Source organism: Enterobacter sp. UPMP2052, from assembly GCF_053709675.1.
On record NZ_JBSKJR010000001.1, the window covers coordinates 627,013 to 644,070 of the forward strand.

Sequence of the window (17,058 nt, forward strand, 5' to 3'; positions counted from 1 at the left end):
TTCTCGGGGGCATTAACTGCCCCCGAGAGGCACCAGCAAAACATCTACCAGACTTGAGCCAACAATCGATTTCGCCGAGCAGGCTGCCCGGGAAAAAAAGCTCTGGTTATGATTCCCGCAAATCACCAAATCAATATTTTGATGACGACACATGCTCAGTATGTGTTCGTTTAATTCGCCTGTGGCAATGACGGTTTCATGAACCGGATAATTCGCTTTCTCTACCAGCTCCCGCAGAAAGGCTTTTGTTTCTTCCTGCAGCACGTCGCGAATATCTTCGAGCATCGGGGCGGCCATCTGGTTGTACATTTCCGGCTCGGCGGCAAGGGTAATCAGGCTGATGCGGGCGTTGTTAGGCCGGGCGATAGAGACCGCACGGGCAACAAGCTGGTGGCTTTCCGGGGAAACAGCAACGGAAACAAGAAGATGGGAGTAACTCATCACACACTCCTTTGGCGTCTGAGAAACGGTATACGTTCAGCATTACCGCGAAACTCCCGAGTCTGCAAGAGGGGACCATGTCATTAGTGTGACGCTTATCATAATTATTCATTAATTATTCTTATAAGAAGAATAACTGAAAAGTATGTCTAAATGAAAAAAATTAACAACTTAATACAAATCACAAAATTAAATGCTTGTGCGGCTGAATCATTCTGAAGCGTTATTAACGCATGGGTGATAATTGCCTGATGATATTACCTGTAGAGCGTAGATGTGTAAGTTACTGATTAACAGTAATAAACAATAATACCTGTGAGGGGGTAGACGTTTTTAACATTAATGCAACTTTAACAGCACTAAAAAGCCCTTCCACATACCCATTTGTTCACACTTCTGCATGAGTATTCGATCATAAAGAATATAAAACAGTGTGATTTGCTCAATTATTAACCAACTTACAAGTCTCGCTGATGGGTTTATGGAGTATATTCACTCAATTTATGTGACGCAGATCACATTTTTTTAAAATTCGGGGGAGGCTGGATTGTATGTGGCAAAACTGACGAGTAGAGTTTGCGTCGAATTAGGAAAAATCTTAGTTATTTGTAAGAAATGATAAAAGGCGTAAGCGATGCGTAAAGACGTGTCGGGGTCACTGCGCGTTTTACTGCATAAGCATACAAATCTTAATTCAACTATGCATTTGGCCTTTTCTTTTATACCGGGTGATTTCCCGGCGACATCACGGGGTGCGGTCTGTCCGCATAAAAATAATAGTTGGTTATTCGGGATGGGGAAAATGCATACATCCGAGTTGCTAAAACATATCTATGACATCAACTTGTCGTATTTATTGCTGGCACAGCGTTTGATTAGTCAGGACAAAGCATCCGCAATGTTTCGTCTGGGTATTAACGAAGAGATGGCCACCATGTTGGGCGGATTAACGCTCCCGCAAATGGTAAAACTGGCAGAGACCAATCAGCTTGTTTGCCAGTTCCGCTTTGACAGTCCGCAGACCATTACGCGTCTGACCCAGGATTCCCGCGTAGACGATCTCCAGCAGATCCACACCGGTATTCTCCTTTCCACCCGCTTGCTCACCGAAATCAGCCAGCCTGATGACGCTGCCCGTAAGAAAAGGGCATAAAAAATGAGCGAGAAAAGCATTGTTCAGGAAGCCCGTGACATACAGCTGGCAATGGAACTCATTACGCTGGGTGCGCGTTTACAGATGCTGGAAAGCGAAACGCAGCTGAGCCGTGGCCGTCTTATTAAACTGTATAAAGAGTTACGTGGTAGCCCACCGCCGAAAGGCATGCTGCCGTTTTCGACCGACTGGTTTATGACCTGGGAGCAGAACATTCATGCGTCTATGTTCTGCAACGCATGGCAGTATCTTCTGAAGACGGGGCTGTGCACCGGCGTCGACGCCGTGATCAAAGCCTATAAGCTTTACCTTGAGCAATGCCCACAGCAGGAAGAAGGTCCTCTGCTGGCGTTAACCCGCGCATGGACGCTGGTGCGTTTTGTTGAAAGCGGAATGCTGCAACTGTCGCGCTGCAACTGCTGCGACGGCAATTTTATCACCCATGCACATCAGCCCGTAGGCAGCTTTGCCTGCAGTTTATGTCAGCCGCCTTCCAGGGCAGTAAAAAGACGTAAACTTTCCCGGGATGCTGCCGATATTATTCCACAACTGCTGGATGAACAGATCGAACAGGCTGTTTAACCCGACCTTGTGGGCAAGATTCCAGCAGCGGTAAGTCATTACCGCTGCTTTTTTTTACCCGCATTTTGGGCACACTGTCGAAATGAACGTCCTGCCATAGTCACTAGCGGAAGGATGATGTCGTGCTTATCTTATTAGGTTACCTGGTAGTTCTCGGTACAGTTTTCGGCGGTTACATGATGACCGGCGGGCACCTTGGAGCACTCTATCAACCGGCTGAACTTATTATCATCGGCGGCGCAGGGGTAGGGGCTTTTATCGTTGGCAACAACGGTAAATCGATCAAGGGGACGCTGAAAGCTATTCCACTGCTGTTCCGTCGCTCGAAATACACCAAAAGCATGTACATGGACCTGCTGGCACTGCTCTATCGCCTGATGGCGAAGTCGCGTCAGCAGGGGATGTTCTCGCTGGAGCGTGATATCGAAAACCCGAAAGAGAGCGAAATCTTCGCCAGCTACCCGCGTATTCTGGCCGATGCCATGATGCTGGATTTCATCGTCGATTACCTGCGCCTGATCATCAGCGGCAACATGAACACCTTCGAAATCGAAGCGCTGATGGACGAAGAGATCGAAACCCACGAAAGTGAATCCGAAGTGCCGGCGAACAGCCTGGCGCTGGTGGGTGACTCGCTGCCTGCATTCGGTATCGTCGCGGCGGTAATGGGCGTGGTTCACGCGCTGGCCTCGGCGGATCGCCCGGCGGCAGAGCTGGGGGCGCTGATTGCCCACGCTATGGTGGGCACTTTCCTCGGTATTTTACTGGCGTACGGTTTTATCTCCCCGCTGGCCAGCGTGCTGCGCCAGAAAAGCGCCGAAACCACCAAAATGATGCAGTGCGTGAAGATAACCTTGCTCTCCAACCTCAACGGTTACGCGCCGCCTATCGCCGTGGAATTCGGACGTAAAACCCTGTACTCCAGCGAACGTCCGTCGTTCATCGAGCTGGAAGAACATGTGCGCGCGGTGAAAAATCCAAACCAACAGACGACCACTGAGGACGCATGAAAAACCAGTCCCATCCGATCGTCATCGTAAAAAAGCGCAAGCATAAGGGGCACGGGCACGGCTCGCACGGCTCCTGGAAAATTGCTTACGCCGATTTTATGACCGCCATGATGGCCTTCTTTCTGGTGATGTGGCTGATCTCCATCTCCAGCCCGAAAGAGCTGATTCAGATTGCGGAATATTTCAGAACACCGCTGGCGACGGCAGTGACCGGTGGGCAGCGTATTTCTAATAGTGATAGCCCCATTCCGGGCGGCGGCGATGATTACACCCAGCAAAAGGGTGAGGTAAAAAAAGAGCCGAACATCGACGAGCTGAAAAAACGGATGGAGCAGGCGCGCCTGAAAAAAGTGCGCGGGGATCTGGATCAACTGATTGAAGCCGATCCGAAGCTGCGCGCGTTACGTCCGCACCTGAAGATTGACCTGGTGCAGGAAGGGCTGCGCATTCAGATCATCGACAGCCAGAACCGCCCGATGTTTAAAACCGGCAGCGCGGAAGTGGAACCCTATATGCGCGACATTCTGCGGGCGATTGCGCCAGTGCTGAACGGCATCCCTAACCGGGTCAGCCTCTCCGGGCACACGGATGATTTCCCCTATGCCAATGGCGAGAAAGGGTACAGCAACTGGGAGCTTTCTGCCGATCGTGCCAACGCCTCGCGTCGCGAGCTGGTGGCGGGTGGGCTTGATGATGGCAAGGTCCTGCGCGTGGTCGGCATGGCAGCAACCATGCGCCTCACCGACCGCGGGCCGGATGACGCCATCAACCGTCGTATCAGTCTTTTAGTGCTGAACCAGCAGGCGGAGCAGGCCATCCTGCATGAAAACGCCGAAAGTCAGAATGAGTCACTGGACGATTTAAAACAGCCTGGGGCCGTCCCTTCGGCTGCCGTTCCAACATCGCCACCAGCCAATCCGAGGTGATAGCGTGAGCATGGATATTAGCGATTTTTACCAGACATTCTTTGATGAAGCCGACGAGTTGTTGGCTGATATGGAGCAACACCTACTGGATCTGGTGCCTGAAGCACCGGATTCAGAGCAGCTGAATGCCATCTTCCGGGCAGCGCACTCCATTAAAGGCGGCGCCGGAACCTTTGGTTTTACCATCCTGCAGGAAACGACCCATTTAATGGAAAACCTGCTCGATGAAGCACGACGCGGTGAGATGCAGCTCAATACCGATATTATCAACCTGTTTTTGGAAACCAAAGATATTATGCAGGAACAGCTCGACGCCTATAAAAGTTCGACAGAGCCTGATGCAGCAAGCTTTGAATACATCTGCAATGCGCTTCGCCAGCTTGCGCTGGAAGCAAAAGGCGAGGCCGCCGCGCCTGCCGTCCCTGCTGCGAAACTGAGCGTTGTCGATGCGGTTTCGCCAGCCGATGCCACGCCTGCCGCCGGGCAGCCCGCAAAACTGCGCGTGGTTCTCTCTCGTCTGAAAGAGAATGAAGTCAATCTGCTGGAAGAAGAGCTGGGTAACCTGGCGACCTTAAGCAACGTAGTGAAAGGCAAAGACAGCCTGGCGGCGACGCTGGACGACGGGATCGGCCAGGACGACATCGTGGCGGTCCTGTGTTTTGTTATCGAAGCCGACCAGATCGCCTTTGAAACCGAAACGCCCGTTGCTGACGCCCCGGCGCCAGTGGAAGAGGGTGTTGCTGAGGTCGCTGCGCCTGCAGTAGTGCCTGCAGCGCCTGCGCTGAAAGCCGTGCCGAAAGAGCCGGCTGCGCCTGGCCGCGGTGAAAAACCGGCGGCGCGCTCCAGCGAATCCACCAGCATCCGCGTGGCCGTTGAGAAGGTCGACCAGCTGATTAACCTCGTGGGCGAACTGGTGATCACCCAGTCTATGCTGGCCCAGCGCTCTAACGAGCTGGACCCGGTCACCCACGGCGATCTCATTACCAGCATGGGCCAGTTACAACGTAACGCCCGCGATCTGCAGGAATCGGTGATGTCCATTCGTATGATGCCGATGGAATATGTCTTCAGCCGCTTCCCGCGCCTGGTGCGCGATCTGGCCGGTAAGCTTAACAAGCAGATTGAGCTGACGCTGATGGGCAGCTCAACCGAACTGGATAAGAGCCTGATCGAACGCATTATCGATCCGCTGACGCACCTGGTGCGTAACAGCCTTGACCACGGTATTGAACTGCCGGAAAACCGCATCGCAGCGGGGAAATCCCCGGTGGGCAACCTGATTCTCTCTGCGGAACACCAGGGCGGTAACATCTGCATCGAAGTGACCGACGACGGTGCCGGTCTGAACCGTGAGCGTATCCTGGCGAAAGCGGTATCGCAGGGCATGGCGGTGAACGAAAACATGACCGATGAAGAGGTCGGCATGCTGATCTTCGCGCCGGGCTTTTCTACCGCCGAGCAGGTGACGGATGTCTCCGGGCGTGGCGTGGGCATGGACGTGGTGAAACGTAACATCCAGGAGATGGGCGGCCACGTCGAGATCAAGTCTAAGCAGGGGGCCGGCACCACCATCCGCATCCTGCTGCCGCTGACGCTGGCGATCCTCGACGGCATGTCCGTTAAGGTGGCCGACGAGGTCTTTATTCTACCGCTGAACGCGGTGATGGAGTCGCTGCAGCCGCGCGAAGAAGATCTGCATCCGCTGGCGGGCGGCGAGCGCGTGCTCGAAGTGCGCGGGGAGTACCTGCCGCTGGTCGAGCTGTGGAAAGTATTTGAAGTGGACGGTGCAAAAACCGAGGCCACGCAGGGTATCGTGGTGATTTTGCAAAGCGCCGGTCGCCGCTATGCTCTGCTGGTCGATCAGCTGATTGGTCAGCACCAGGTGGTGGTGAAGAACCTCGAAAGCAACTATCGCAAAGTGCCAGGCATTTCTGCTGCCACCATTCTCGGGGATGGCAGCGTGGCGCTGATCGTCGATGTGTCGGCGCTTCAGGGATTAAATCGTGAACAACGTGTGGCGTACACAGCCGCCTGATTAAGTAGAAGGTAAAAACATGACCGGTATGAGTAATGTAACGAAACTGGCGGGCGAGCCATCAGGACAGGAATTCCTGGTTTTCACGTTAGGTGATGAAGAGTACGGTATCGACATCCTTAAGGTGCAGGAGATCCGCGGTTACGATCAGGTTACGCGCATTGCCAACACGCCTGCTTTTATCAAGGGCGTGACTAACCTGCGCGGCGTCATCGTGCCTATCGTTGACCTGCGCGTGAAGTTCAGCCAGGGCGACGTAGAATACAACGATAATACCGTGGTGATTGTGCTGAACCTCGGCCAGCGCGTGGTGGGGATTGTGGTTGATGGTGTGTCCGATGTACTGTCGCTCACCGCCGATCAAATCCGTCCGGCACCGGAGTTTGCGGTCACGCTGTCCACCGAATACCTGACGGGGCTGGGCGCGCTCGGCGAACGTATGCTGATTCTGGTGAACATTGAGAAGCTGCTGAACAGCGATGAGATGGCGCTGCTGGATATCGCGGCGAGCCACCCGGCCTATATGTTCGAGCCATTTGTAGGCCGGGTAAGGCGAAGCCGCCACCCGGCTTTTTTACACCCTTACGCTTCCTGTTCCACCAGCTCAGCTTCCGCTTCCCGCGCACCTTCGTTTTGCGACAGCATCGCCGTAGCAATCCCGTTCCCCAGCACGTTAATGGCTGAACGCCCCATATCGAGGAAGTGATCGATACCCATCAGCAGCAGAATACCGGCAACCGGAATATTGAAGCTCGGGATCGTTGCGGCCAGCACCACCAGCGAAGAACGCGGTACGCCCGCGATCCCTTTTGAGGCCAGCATCAGGGTCAGCATCAGCACCGTCACTTCCGTAAAGCTCAGGTGAATATTGTAAGCCTGGGCGATAAACATTGAGGCAAATGAGCAGTACACCATCGATCCCACCAGGTTAAAGGAGTAACCGATCGGCAGGACGAACGAGGCAATATTGCGCGAGCAGCCAAAACGTTCCAGCTGTTCCAGCGTTTTAGGGTATGCCGCTTCAGAACTGCTGGTGGTAAACGCCACCAGCACCGGATCTTTCAGCATGCTGACCAGGCGGAATATCTCTTTTTTCAGCACCATATAGCCCACCGCCAGCAGCACCAGGCAGGTGAGGAGGATAGCCACATAGTAGCCGCCGATGAACGAGGCATAGTTCAGCAGGATCCCAAGCCCCTGGGTGGCAATCACCGACGAGATAGCCGCAAAAATAGCCAGCGGGGCGACGTACATGACGTAGCCGGTGACCTTCAGCATGATATGGGAGACCACATCAAGCGCGGCAACCAGCGGAGCGTTGAATTTTTGCCCCAGCGACGCGCCACCAATGCCGAAGAACAGCGAGAACACGACAATTTGCAGGATCTCGTTATCCGCCATCGCCCCGGCGATGCTGGTCGGGATGGTGTGGGAGAGAAACGCTTTCAGCGTCATGCCGCCCACCGCCAGACCAGTATCCACCGCTTCTGTCGGAATGGTGAGATTGAGGCCGCTGCCGGGATGTTCCAGGGTCACGATAAATAACCCCACCAGAATAGACAGCACGGAGGAGCTGATAAACCAGACCATCGCTTTACCGCCGACGCGCCCGATGGTTGAGGTTTCGCCGAGCTTCATGATCCCTACCGTTAAGGTGCTGAACACCAGCGGCGCAATCACCATTTTAATCAGCCGCAGGAAAATATCGGTCAGCAGCGTAATGTTCTCCGACCAGGCTTTTACCGCCTCCGCTGGCGCATATTCATGAATAACCGCCCCTGAAAGAATACCCGCCAGCATGAATATCACGATGAAGAGCGTGAGTTTGTTTGCACTTGCCACGAAAAGACCCTCTGTGTGCTTAAGGTTTCACCGGCGCTTATGCATATGAATTTTTTATTTAAGCGCAGGAAAAGATTCGGCACATAAATTGGATTAAAGCGGAGGGAGTTACAACTCCTTTTTAATTTTTATTAAATTAGTTGTGCAACGCCTGACGATATATTGTGACGTACATCACACTGTAGGCGATATATCCTCGGGAAATGACTATAAAAACTCTGCATAGAGAAGGTAATCGTTTGTATTTAAATGAAATAGTCTGTCAATACGGCAAAGGTATGGGGGTAAATGGCAAAAGTGGTTGAAGCGAACGCCATAAACTAAATTCTCCATAACCCCCTCGGTGGAATGTTAAGCGGGGCTAACATATTGAGTGCATTAAATAAAATGTGGAAAGCGAATGGCGACATCTTCTGGAGGGTGGTCAATGAAAAGAATACGCCTTTTAATCTGTGCAGGTACGCTGCTGTCAATTATCCCGGCCCATCAGGCGCTGGCGGTCACCAGTAACGGGACTATCGGTGCGACGCTGACACTCACGAATGGCTGTCTGATTAACGGCTCGCCAACGCAAAACGGCATTAACTTCGGGACCCTGGATTTTGGGACCCATCCCGCAACGTTTTCCACGCTCACCACGCAGCTGACCGGTGCCAGCGGGGGAAACACCTTTACCATTCAGTGTACGACCGCCAGCTATACGGTGGCGATTACCGGTAATACCAACTCCACCGCGCCCGGCACCGTTGTGGGGACGCCAGGCACGCCTGCGCGCTACCTGATCAACTCCGCGAATGCGGCGCAGGGCGTGGCCTACAGCCTCTACAGCGACAGCGGTTTCAATAACGTTATTGCCAACAATGCGGCGTTGCCCGTCGCCTCAACGGCAAACGGGATCGACAGCTATACCCTGTACGGGCGGATCACCGGCGGGGGCAACAGCGTGACCGTCGTGCCGGGCACCTATACCGACACCATTAACGTTAGCGTAACTTACTAGTCTAACGCAGCCATGAGGGCATCCTTGCTGTGTCTGCGCCCGCGCGCAGAGGGGATCGTGCAGCCGTTTTTTGCGCTCCTGGTGGGTGTGCTGGCGGTGCCTTCTGCCGGGGCAGTCACGTCACAATCGTTCAGGGTGAGCGCGACGATTGTGCCGGGCTGCTCGGTGACCACCGGCACGGGCGGGGTGTTAGGCCGGCTCGATTTCGGCACGCACACCGGCGTTGAGCGTGCGCCGGTGAACACCAGCTTCGTCCCCAATGGCGCGTTGTCGATTGCCTGCACGCCAGGGGTGGCGCTGAGCATGAGCATCAACGGCGGGCAAAACTACGCCTCGGTGCGACGGATGACGCGCAGCGGCGGAACCGATGTGGTGGCCTATCGCCTCTACAGCAGCAGCTCTCTGGCCGCGAACAGTGAAATAGGGGTCAACCAGGCGATTCCGGTGACCTATACCAACAGCAATAACATTGCGCTGCCGCTTTTTGGCGTGGCGCTTCTGACCGGGTTTAGCCCGGCAGGTACGTATTCAGATCAACTCACCGTGACCTTGTCATGGTGAAAAGGGAGAACGTTCGATGAAGCCATTTTTCAGGCAACTTTGCCTGGTGAGTATGTTTGGGATGTCGGCCGTTGCGACGGGGCAGGCTCACGCCGCAGCGACGATTCTGTTATGGCCCATCGACCCCTGGCTTCCCGCCGACGCCAACGCAACGGAACTGTGGATCCAGAATCAGGGTAACAGCGCCACGACAATGCAGGTGCGCATTGTGCGCTGGAAACAGGAGGGCGGATACGAACGCTATACCGCCCAGCAGGAGGTGGTCGCCAGCCCGCCGATTGTCACCATTGGCAAGGGCAGTAAGCAGCTTATCCGCCTGATTAAACAGGGCACTATCCCGTTGGGCGTCGAGCAAGCCTACCGGATCATCGTGGACGAAATCCCCCAGTCTGGCGCCAAAGCCGAACCGACCATCGGGCTAAAACTGCAGATGCGCTATTCCATTCCGCTGTTCGTGTACGGGCAGGGGATCCCGACTATCAAAGAGGGCGCACACCATGCACTGGTGGATACCCGAAACCTGAGCTGGCGCATCAGGCAGGACGGGGGCCAGCCCGAGCTTGAGGTCCGTAATCGGGGGGATGTACACGTCAGGCTAAGCCAGGTCGCACTGGAGCAGGGCGGCCAGAAACGTACGGTTGCGGACGGGCTGCTGGGCTATGTCCTGCCGAACAGCACGCGTAGCTGGCCGATCCCGGCGGGAATACGCCAGCCGAACCAGATGAGTGCGCAAATTAATGCCAGGGATACGCAATGGCAGTCGACGCCCGTCAACTGAAACCGACGATGATGATCCTGCTTTGCGTCAGTACCAGCGTCTGGGCCGAACCCGGCGATGACAGTTTACCGCCTCCTCCTGAAGCACAGGCGATAAACAGCGAGGCGGTATTCCAGCTCTCTCTCGTGTTGAACCACTACGACACGGGACTGGTGGTGCCCGTCACGCAGCGGGAAGGGGCGTTGTATATTTCCAGCGCCGATTTGCTGCGCGCCGGTCTTCCGCCGGAGCATGTCCCCACGGGTGAAGTGAATCTTTCCACGCTCTCGCAGGTGCGGGTGGAGTACGACAGCGCCGCACAGCGTCTTTTATTGTCAGTACCCCGCGACTGGGTTGCGGCGCGCGTGACCTCTTTTGGCGGAGGTAACGCCCGGAGCAAGCCCCACTATGGCCGCGGGGCGCTGCTGAACTACGACTTTTACACCAACCACACGGGCAACATCGGCGGCCAGGCCTCGATATGGCACGAATTTCGTTACTTCGATGAGAACGGCTCGTTCTCTTCTACGGGCTATGCGCGGGAAGATTTCAGCGGTAATAACGGACAGCAGGAGGGGTACGTCCGCTACGACACCACGCTGCTCGTCACCAATGAAGATGAAGCCACCACCTGGAGCGTGGGGGATGTGATCAGCGATGCCCTGAGCTGGAGCACCAGCGTGCGCATGGGCGGCATTAGCTATGGCCGGGATTTCTCACTGCGCCCGGATCTGGTGACCTGGCCGCTACCGGCGTTCTCGGGGGAAGCGGCGGTGCCCACCTCCGTCGATCTGTTTATCAACGGCTACCGCTCCGGCTCCACGCAGCTGCAGCCGGGGCCGTTTACCCTGACCAATCTGCCTTATATCAACGGCGCGGGCGACGCGGTGCTGATCACCACCGATGCGCTGGGCCGCCAGGTGAGCACCACGCTGCCGTTTTACGTCACCAGCGATTTACTCAAGCAGGGGCTGAGCGACGGCGCGGTCACGCTGGGCAGCCTGCGACGCAACTACGGAATTAAGAATTTTGACTATGGCCCGGCTGCGGGAAGCGGCTCATATCGCTATGGTCTGACGGACTGGTTAACCCTGGAAGGCCATGGCGAAGCGGCAGAAGATCTGGCGCTCACCGGCGCGGGAACCGTGCTTAAGCTGGGGCGTTTTGGCGTGGTGAACTCGTCATATACCCGCAGCCGAATGCGTGGGGACAGCGGCGGGCAAGTTGGCTGGGGGTACCAGTACAGCACCAGCGCATTCAGCGTGGCGACCCAGCACTCCCGGCGTGACCAGAAATTTGGCAACCTGGCGCTGTATGACCAGCCCACCGTCTACGATACAAATGACAAACCCATCGCCAGCTTCAGCCGCAATACCGATCAGTATTCATTGACCTTCAACATGGGGCAATACGGCAATATCGGCGCCGCATGGATAGGCGTCGAGAGCTTCGACAATCAAAAAACCGAGCTGCTGAACCTCTCCTGGAGCCGCAACCTGTGGGGCGCCAGCAGTATCTATCTGGCTGCCAGCCGCGACCAGCAGCAGGGAGACTGGACCTTTGCGCTGTCGTTTCAGGTGCCGCTGGGCGAGCGGGACAGCGCCGCCGTCACCTTCGAGAAAACGCCCGATTCGGGCAGTACGCAGCGCATCAACTATAACCATTCCATGCCGTCCGACGGTGGATTTGGCTGGAACATGGCGTGGGCCAACCAGTCGCAGTCCAGAAGCTATCAGCAGGCGACGCTGGGCTGGCGCAACAATAACATCGAGCTGCAGGGCGGCGGTTACGGTGAGAAAGATATGATGACCTGGTGGGGCGAGGCGATGGGCTCGCTGGTGCTGATGGACGGCGAGCTGTTTGCGGCCAATAAAATCAACGATGCGTTCGTGGTGATCAGTACCGATGGTCATCCGGACGTGCCGGTAAACTATGAAAACCAGCCGGTAGGCAAAACCAATAACAATGGTTATCTGCTGGTGAGCGGCGTGTCGGCCTACTATCCGGCCAGCTACAGCATCGATACCCTGAACCTTCCGGCCGATACCCGGCTGAAAGAAACCGAGCGTCGCATCGCTATCCGCCGCCACAGCGGCTATCTGGTGGACTTCCCGATGGAGCAGGAGCGGGTGGCGAGCGTCATTCTGCACGATGCGCGGGGCCAGGCGATCCCGGTGGGAAGCCAGGTGAGACGCGCGTCGCGCAGTAGCGCCGTGGTGGGATACGACGGCATTGCCTGGCTTGAGAACCTCAGCGATGTGAACGCGCTCGACGTGATCCTGCCTGACGGAAAACAGTGCACCGCCACGTTGACCGTCGGCGCGAACCCGCAACACAAGCTGCAAACCTACGGCCCGCTGGTCTGCCGGGAGGCACCGTGATGCGCCTGCTGCTGGGGCTCCTGCTGCTGTTTTCCGGCGGCAGCTGGGCCGCCTGTACCGTTAGCACGGTCAATGCCTCTTTTGGCAGCGTCACCTCGTTTGCCCTTAGCGGGACGGGGGAAGTGCAAACTACCGGTACGCTGGTGGTCGCCTGCGATGCGGTGCTTAATTTGCTGACTAACGATTCAGTGACGCTGAACTACACCACCGCCTCGGTCTCCGGCAGCAGTCGGGCTACCATGAAGCGCACCGACAACGCCACCATCACCGATGTGATCCCCACGCGCCTGTGTGGCCTGTCCGGCTGCGCGACCAGCAGTGAAGTGCAGATCGGCAAAGCCTACACCTGGAGCGGCAACTCGCTGCTCAGCCTGTTGGGGGCGAAGCAGTACAATATTCCGCTCTATTTCCGCACGGTGCCCGGGCAAAACGTCTCGGCAGGGCCGTATCAGGTTCTGCTTACCTTCAGCATCAACTACAACGTCTGCTCGGTTGGCGCTGTTGGACTCTGCCTGACGCCGCAAACCGGCACGGCGACGACCAGCATTTTGCTCAACATGAACGTCACCAATGACTGCAGCACGATGTCCACGCCGGACGTCAGTTTCAACAGCGCGCCGCTGGTGCAAAATTTCCCGACCGTCTCGCAGGCCATCGCGGTCACCTGCACAAAAGGCAGCACGTATACCATCGGCATTAACAATGGTGCAAACGCCCTGAACAACGTGCGCAGGATGGTCAGCGGCAGCAACTATATGAGTTATGACATCTACAAAGAGGCCACCACCAATCGCTGGGGCGGCAGCGGGACCGAGCGCTGGGCCAGCGCGGCTTCCTCGCAGGTCAGCTCCGATGGGCTTCTGCGTACCTATAACTACACTGCAAAAGTGCTCACCAACCAGGCAACACCCCCTGCCGGAACCTACAGCGACACCCTGATCGTTGACGTCGCCTTCTGAGTCCCGCTTTTCCCTTTCGCAAATGTAAAGTTCCTGCGGCCTGTGCCGATAACACCGTTAATAAATCTAAGAGAAGGTGTTGTATGTTGAACCGTATCCGCGTTGTCACACTGCTGATGATGGTGCTGGTCATTTTCGCACTTCTTCAGCTCGTTTCTGGTGGGCTATTTTTTTCGTCGTTAAAACAGAATCAGGCGAGTTTTGCCGCCTCGAATGACCTGCGCATGCAGCAAAGTGAGCTCACCTCGACCTGGGATTTAATGCTGCAAACGCGCATCAACCTGAGCCGCTCGTCTGCACGTATGATGATGGACCCCACCAACCAGCAGAGCAGCGCGAAAACGGATCTGCTGAAGAACGCGCGTACCACCCTTGCCGACGCCGCGAAACACTACGAAGCCTTTAAACAGATTGCGCCGCAGCCTGCGATGGAGCAGGTGAGCCAGAATATTGATGAAAAATACGCGGCCTACTTTGCCGGGCTAACCGAACTGGTGCAGTTCCTGGAGAACGGCAACATGGACGCCTATTTTGCGCAGCCTACCCAGGGTATGCAAAACGCCCTTGGTGCGGCGCTCGGCGAGTATGCCAAAGCCAGCAGCGAGCTGTATCACACGGCGTTTACCGAAAGTCAGAACGACTACCGCTTTGCCAAAGCACAGATGGCGGTGCTGGCCCTGGCGCTGGCGATCGTGCTGGTGGCGGTGTGGTACGGCATCCGACACATCCTGCTTAACCCGCTGAGCCGCGTGATTAGCCATATTCGCGACATCGCCGGCGGCGACCTGACTAAAACGCTGACCGTTTCCGGGCGCAATGAGATCGGCGAGTTGGCCAGCAGCGTCGACCATATGCAGCGCTCGTTAATCGATACCGTCGCCAACGTGCGCGAAGGTTCCGAGGCGATTTACACCGGTACCAGCGAAATCGCGACGGGCAACAATGACCTCTCTTCCCGCACCGAACAGCAGGCGTCCGCCCTCGAAGAGACGGCGGCCAGCATGGAACAACTCACCGCCACCGTGAAGCAGAATGCGGATAACGCCCGTCAGGCCTCTAAGCTTGCCGAAAGCGCCTCCGAAACGGCGCAGCGCGGCGGACGCGTGGTGGATGGCGTCGTGAAAACGATGCACGACATCGCCGACAGCTCGAAGAAAATCGCCGATATCACCAGCGTTATCGACAGCATCGCCTTCCAGACCAACATCCTGGCGCTTAACGCGGCGGTAGAAGCGGCGCGTGCGGGCGAGCAGGGCCGCGGTTTTGCGGTGGTGGCAGGCGAAGTGCGCAACCTGGCGAGCCGCAGCGCCAACGCCGCGAAAGAGATCAAAGCGTTAATTGAAGATTCAGTCTCCCGCGTGGATACCGGCTCGGTGCTGGTGGAAAGCGCGGGTGAGACCATGAATGACATCGTGAATGCCGTCACCCGCGTGACGGACATCATGGGTGAAATCGCCTCTGCATCGGATGAGCAGAGTCGGGGTATTGACCAGGTCGCCCTGGCGGTATCGGAAATGGATCGTGTGACACAGCAAAACGCCGCGCTGGTGCAGGAGTCCGCCGCGGCGGCCGCTGCGCTGGAGGACCAGGCGAGCCGTCTCAAGATGGCCGTCTCGGCGTTTCGTCTTACTTCCAAAACACAACACCCGGCCAGCTCGCGTGCGTTGCTTAGCGAGTCAGCCCCTGTGACGGTGGCGTCTCGCCCTCGCGCAGCGGTAGCCGGACAAGATGAAAACTGGGAAACATTTTGACTGACAATTGAACCGCGGCTGCTGGCCGCTTGATGGGAGCGTGGATGTTAAATCGTATTCGTATCTCGACCACTCTGTTTTTGATTCTGATCCTCAGTGGTGTTTTGCAGGTTGGCAGTAACGGGTTGTCTTTTTGGGCGTTTCGCGATGGTTATCAGAATTTACAGGAAGTCGAGACGAGTAATCAGCAGCGCTCCGCACTGGCACAAACGCGTGCCGTGCTTTTGCAGGCAAGTACGGCGCTGAACAAGGCGGGAACCTTAACGGCGCTGAGCTATCCGCCGGATGATATCAAAGCGCTGATGGTGACGGCGCGCGACAGCCTTAAACAGGCCAACGCGCAGTTTAGCGCCTTCACCTCGCAGGAGACGGTCAGTCAGAAAGGCAAGGCGCTGAAGGCCGCGATGCAGAAGAACTTCACCGCGTGGCATACGGATCTGGAGCATCAGGCGACCTGGCTTGAGAACAACCAGCTTTCTGACTTCCTGACCGCGCCGGTGCAGGAGTCGCAGGCGGCGTTTGACGGCAGCTTTAACGCCTGGCAGCAGGACATTAACCAGTTTGTTGAACGTGCCGGAACCGGCAGCCGTAAAAGCTACCACATGTCGGGGGCCATTTTTGCCGCGGTGGTGATCCTGGCGGCACTTCTGACCGGCGGCGCGCTGCTCTGGTCGCGCCGGATGATTGTGCAACCGCTGGCGATCATCAGCAGCCACTTTGACAGCATTGCGAAGGGCAACCTGGCGCGCCCGGTGGCGGTGTACGGGAAGAACGAGATTTCAGCGATTTTTGCCAGCCTCAAGGCCATGCAAGGGGCGCTGCGGGAAACGGTTAGCGAGGTGCGGCAGGGCAGTTACGCCATGCACACCGGGATCTCAGAGATAGCGGCGGGCAACAACGATCTCTCTTCCCGTACCGAGCAGCAGGCGGCCTCGCTGGCGCAGACGGCGGCCAGCATGGAGCAACTGACCGCGACGGTAAGCCAGAACGCCGACAACGCGCGTCAGGCGTCGGATCTGTCAAAACAGGCGGCAACCACGGCGAAGAAAGGGGGCGATCAGGCATCTCACGTTGCCAGCACCATGCAGGAGATTGCCGCCAGCTCACAAAAGATTGGCGACATTATCAGCGTTATCGATGGCATCGCCTTCCAGACCAATATCCTGGCGCTCAACGCCGCCGTAGAGGCTGCGCGGGCAGGCGAGCAGGGGCGTGGGTTTGCCGTGGTCGCCGGCGAAGTACGCAACCTGGCGAGCCGCAGTGCGAACGCGGCGAAAGAGATCAAGGGGCTGATTGAAGAGTCGGTCTCACGCGTTCAGCAAGGCTCCGCGCTGGTGGATACGGCGGCGCAGACCATGAACGAGATCGTCACCTCCGTCACCCGGGTGAACGACATCATGGGCGAAATTGCCTCCGCGTCCGATGAACAACGTCGTGGCATTGAGCAGGTTGCCCAGGCGGTGAGTCAGATGGATCAGGTGACGCAGCAGAACGCCTCGCTGGTAGAAGAAGCGGCCGCCGCCACCGATCAGCTGGCCAATCAGGCAGATCATCTGACCGGGCTGGTGGCGGTATTTACGGTTAAAGAGCACGTTGAAACAGAAGCAGAAACAGATGTCGGACGGTCGCAGGCCGTACCGGTTGTATCCTGAAAGTAATA

14 protein-coding genes and 1 pseudogene are annotated in these 17,058 nt (G+C 56.6%); 13 read left to right on the top strand and 2 right to left on the bottom strand.

Annotation, left to right across the window (positions count from 1 at the left end; translation table 11 throughout):
* Positions 1-12: 12 nt before the first annotated feature.
* Positions 13-441: a universal stress protein UspC gene (gene uspC / locus ACWKX3_RS02835; protein ID WP_006176089.1), complete on the bottom strand. Its 429-nt coding sequence runs from the start codon at positions 439-441 to the stop codon at positions 13-15.
* Between the two features lie 802 nt (positions 442-1,243).
* Between uspC and flhD the strand changes: the two genes are divergently transcribed.
* The 6 genes and pseudogenes from flhD to cheW form a co-directional block, all read left to right on the top strand.
* Positions 1,244-1,594, top strand: a complete 351-nt coding sequence (gene flhD, locus ACWKX3_RS02840; protein WP_042320082.1) for a flagellar transcriptional regulator FlhD — start codon at positions 1,244-1,246, stop codon at positions 1,592-1,594.
* Between the two features lie 3 nt (positions 1,595-1,597).
* Positions 1,598-2,176, top strand: a complete 579-nt coding sequence (gene flhC / locus ACWKX3_RS02845; protein WP_006176087.1) for a flagellar transcriptional regulator FlhC — start codon at positions 1,598-1,600, stop codon at positions 2,174-2,176.
* 122 nt (positions 2,177-2,298) lie between these two features.
* Positions 2,299-3,186 (top strand): flagellar motor stator protein MotA, encoded by an 888-nt coding sequence (motA, locus tag ACWKX3_RS02850; RefSeq protein ID WP_008500417.1) that lies wholly within the window; start codon positions 2,299-2,301, stop codon positions 3,184-3,186.
* Complete coding sequence (motB, locus tag ACWKX3_RS02855; protein WP_006176085.1) at positions 3,183-4,112, top strand: flagellar motor protein MotB; 930 nt, start codon at positions 3,183-3,185, stop codon at positions 4,110-4,112. The genes motA and motB overlap by 4 nt, the downstream gene beginning before the upstream one ends.
* 4 nt (positions 4,113-4,116) lie before the next feature.
* Positions 4,117-6,147, top strand: coding sequence for a chemotaxis protein CheA (gene cheA, locus ACWKX3_RS02860; protein WP_101737454.1), 2,031 nt, complete (start codon positions 4,117-4,119; stop codon positions 6,145-6,147).
* Positions 6,148-6,166: 19 nt separating this feature from the next.
* A pseudogene (gene cheW, locus ACWKX3_RS02865) lies at positions 6,167-6,667 on the top strand (chemotaxis protein CheW); the annotation flags it as partial.
* 62 nt (positions 6,668-6,729) lie between these two features.
* Here cheW and ACWKX3_RS02870 read toward each other — a convergent pair.
* Entirely contained in the window at positions 6,730-7,989 is a 1,260-nt protein-coding gene (locus ACWKX3_RS02870) for a dicarboxylate/amino acid:cation symporter (RefSeq protein WP_236346230.1), read from the bottom strand.
* A 427-nt stretch (positions 7,990-8,416) separates the two neighbouring features.
* Between ACWKX3_RS02870 and ACWKX3_RS02875 the strand changes: the two genes are divergently transcribed.
* The 7 genes from ACWKX3_RS02875 to tap all read left to right on the top strand — a co-directional run bounded on the left by ACWKX3_RS02875 (position 8,417) and on the right by tap (position 17,050).
* Complete coding sequence (locus ACWKX3_RS02875; protein ID WP_006176081.1) at positions 8,417-8,989, top strand: Csu type fimbrial protein; 573 nt, start codon at positions 8,417-8,419, stop codon at positions 8,987-8,989.
* Positions 8,990-9,001: 12 nt separating this feature from the next.
* Positions 9,002-9,550: a Csu type fimbrial protein gene (locus ACWKX3_RS02880; protein ID WP_006176080.1), complete on the top strand. Its 549-nt coding sequence runs from the start codon at positions 9,002-9,004 to the stop codon at positions 9,548-9,550.
* A 16-nt stretch (positions 9,551-9,566) separates the two neighbouring features.
* Positions 9,567-10,328 carry a fimbrial biogenesis chaperone gene (locus ACWKX3_RS02885; protein WP_102890620.1) on the top strand — a complete coding sequence of 254 codons (762 nt, stop codon included), beginning with the start codon at positions 9,567-9,569 and terminating at the stop codon, positions 10,326-10,328.
* The gene (locus tag ACWKX3_RS02890) at positions 10,304-12,688 is read left to right on the top strand and encodes a fimbria/pilus outer membrane usher protein (RefSeq protein ID WP_454541238.1); all 2,385 of its coding nucleotides are present in this window, start codon (positions 10,304-10,306) and stop codon (positions 12,686-12,688) included. The genes ACWKX3_RS02885 and ACWKX3_RS02890 overlap by 25 nt, the downstream gene beginning before the upstream one ends.
* Complete coding sequence (locus ACWKX3_RS02895) at positions 12,685-13,647, top strand: Csu type fimbrial protein (RefSeq protein ID WP_042320074.1); 963 nt, start codon at positions 12,685-12,687, stop codon at positions 13,645-13,647. The genes ACWKX3_RS02890 and ACWKX3_RS02895 overlap by 4 nt, the downstream gene beginning before the upstream one ends.
* A gap of 83 nt (positions 13,648-13,730) precedes the next feature.
* The gene (tar, locus tag ACWKX3_RS02900; protein ID WP_454541239.1) at positions 13,731-15,398 is read left to right on the top strand and encodes a methyl-accepting chemotaxis protein II; all 1,668 of its coding nucleotides are present in this window, start codon (positions 13,731-13,733) and stop codon (positions 15,396-15,398) included.
* Between the two features lie 44 nt (positions 15,399-15,442).
* Positions 15,443-17,050, top strand: coding sequence for a methyl-accepting chemotaxis protein IV (tap, locus tag ACWKX3_RS02905; protein WP_454541240.1), 1,608 nt, complete (start codon positions 15,443-15,445; stop codon positions 17,048-17,050).
* Positions 17,051-17,058 lie beyond the last annotated feature (8 nt).

What these genes read in the sequence shown, in the direction of transcription:
- flhC (WP_006176087.1), top strand. Translation starts at nt 1,598, where the DNA reads ATGAGCGAGAAAAGCATTGTTCAGGAAGCCCGTGACATACAGCTGGCA.
- tap (WP_454541240.1), top strand. Translation starts at nt 15,443, where the DNA reads ATGTTAAATCGTATTCGTATCTCGACCACTCTGTTTTTGATTCTGATC.
- motB (WP_006176085.1), top strand. Translation starts at nt 3,183, where the DNA reads ATGAAAAACCAGTCCCATCCGATCGTCATCGTAAAAAAGCGCAAGCAT.
- flhD (WP_042320082.1), top strand. Translation starts at nt 1,244, where the DNA reads ATGCATACATCCGAGTTGCTAAAACATATCTATGACATCAACTTGTCG.
- ACWKX3_RS02885 (WP_102890620.1), top strand. Translation starts at nt 9,567, where the DNA reads ATGAAGCCATTTTTCAGGCAACTTTGCCTGGTGAGTATGTTTGGGATG.
- ACWKX3_RS02880 (WP_006176080.1), top strand. Translation starts at nt 9,002, where the DNA reads ATGAGGGCATCCTTGCTGTGTCTGCGCCCGCGCGCAGAGGGGATCGTG.
- uspC (WP_006176089.1), bottom strand. Translation starts at nt 441, where the DNA reads ATGAGTTACTCCCATCTTCTTGTTTCCGTTGCTGTTTCCCCGGAAAGC.
- ACWKX3_RS02890 (WP_454541238.1), top strand. Translation starts at nt 10,304, where the DNA reads ATGGCAGTCGACGCCCGTCAACTGAAACCGACGATGATGATCCTGCTT.
- ACWKX3_RS02875 (WP_006176081.1), top strand. Translation starts at nt 8,417, where the DNA reads ATGAAAAGAATACGCCTTTTAATCTGTGCAGGTACGCTGCTGTCAATT.
- tar (WP_454541239.1), top strand. Translation starts at nt 13,731, where the DNA reads ATGTTGAACCGTATCCGCGTTGTCACACTGCTGATGATGGTGCTGGTC.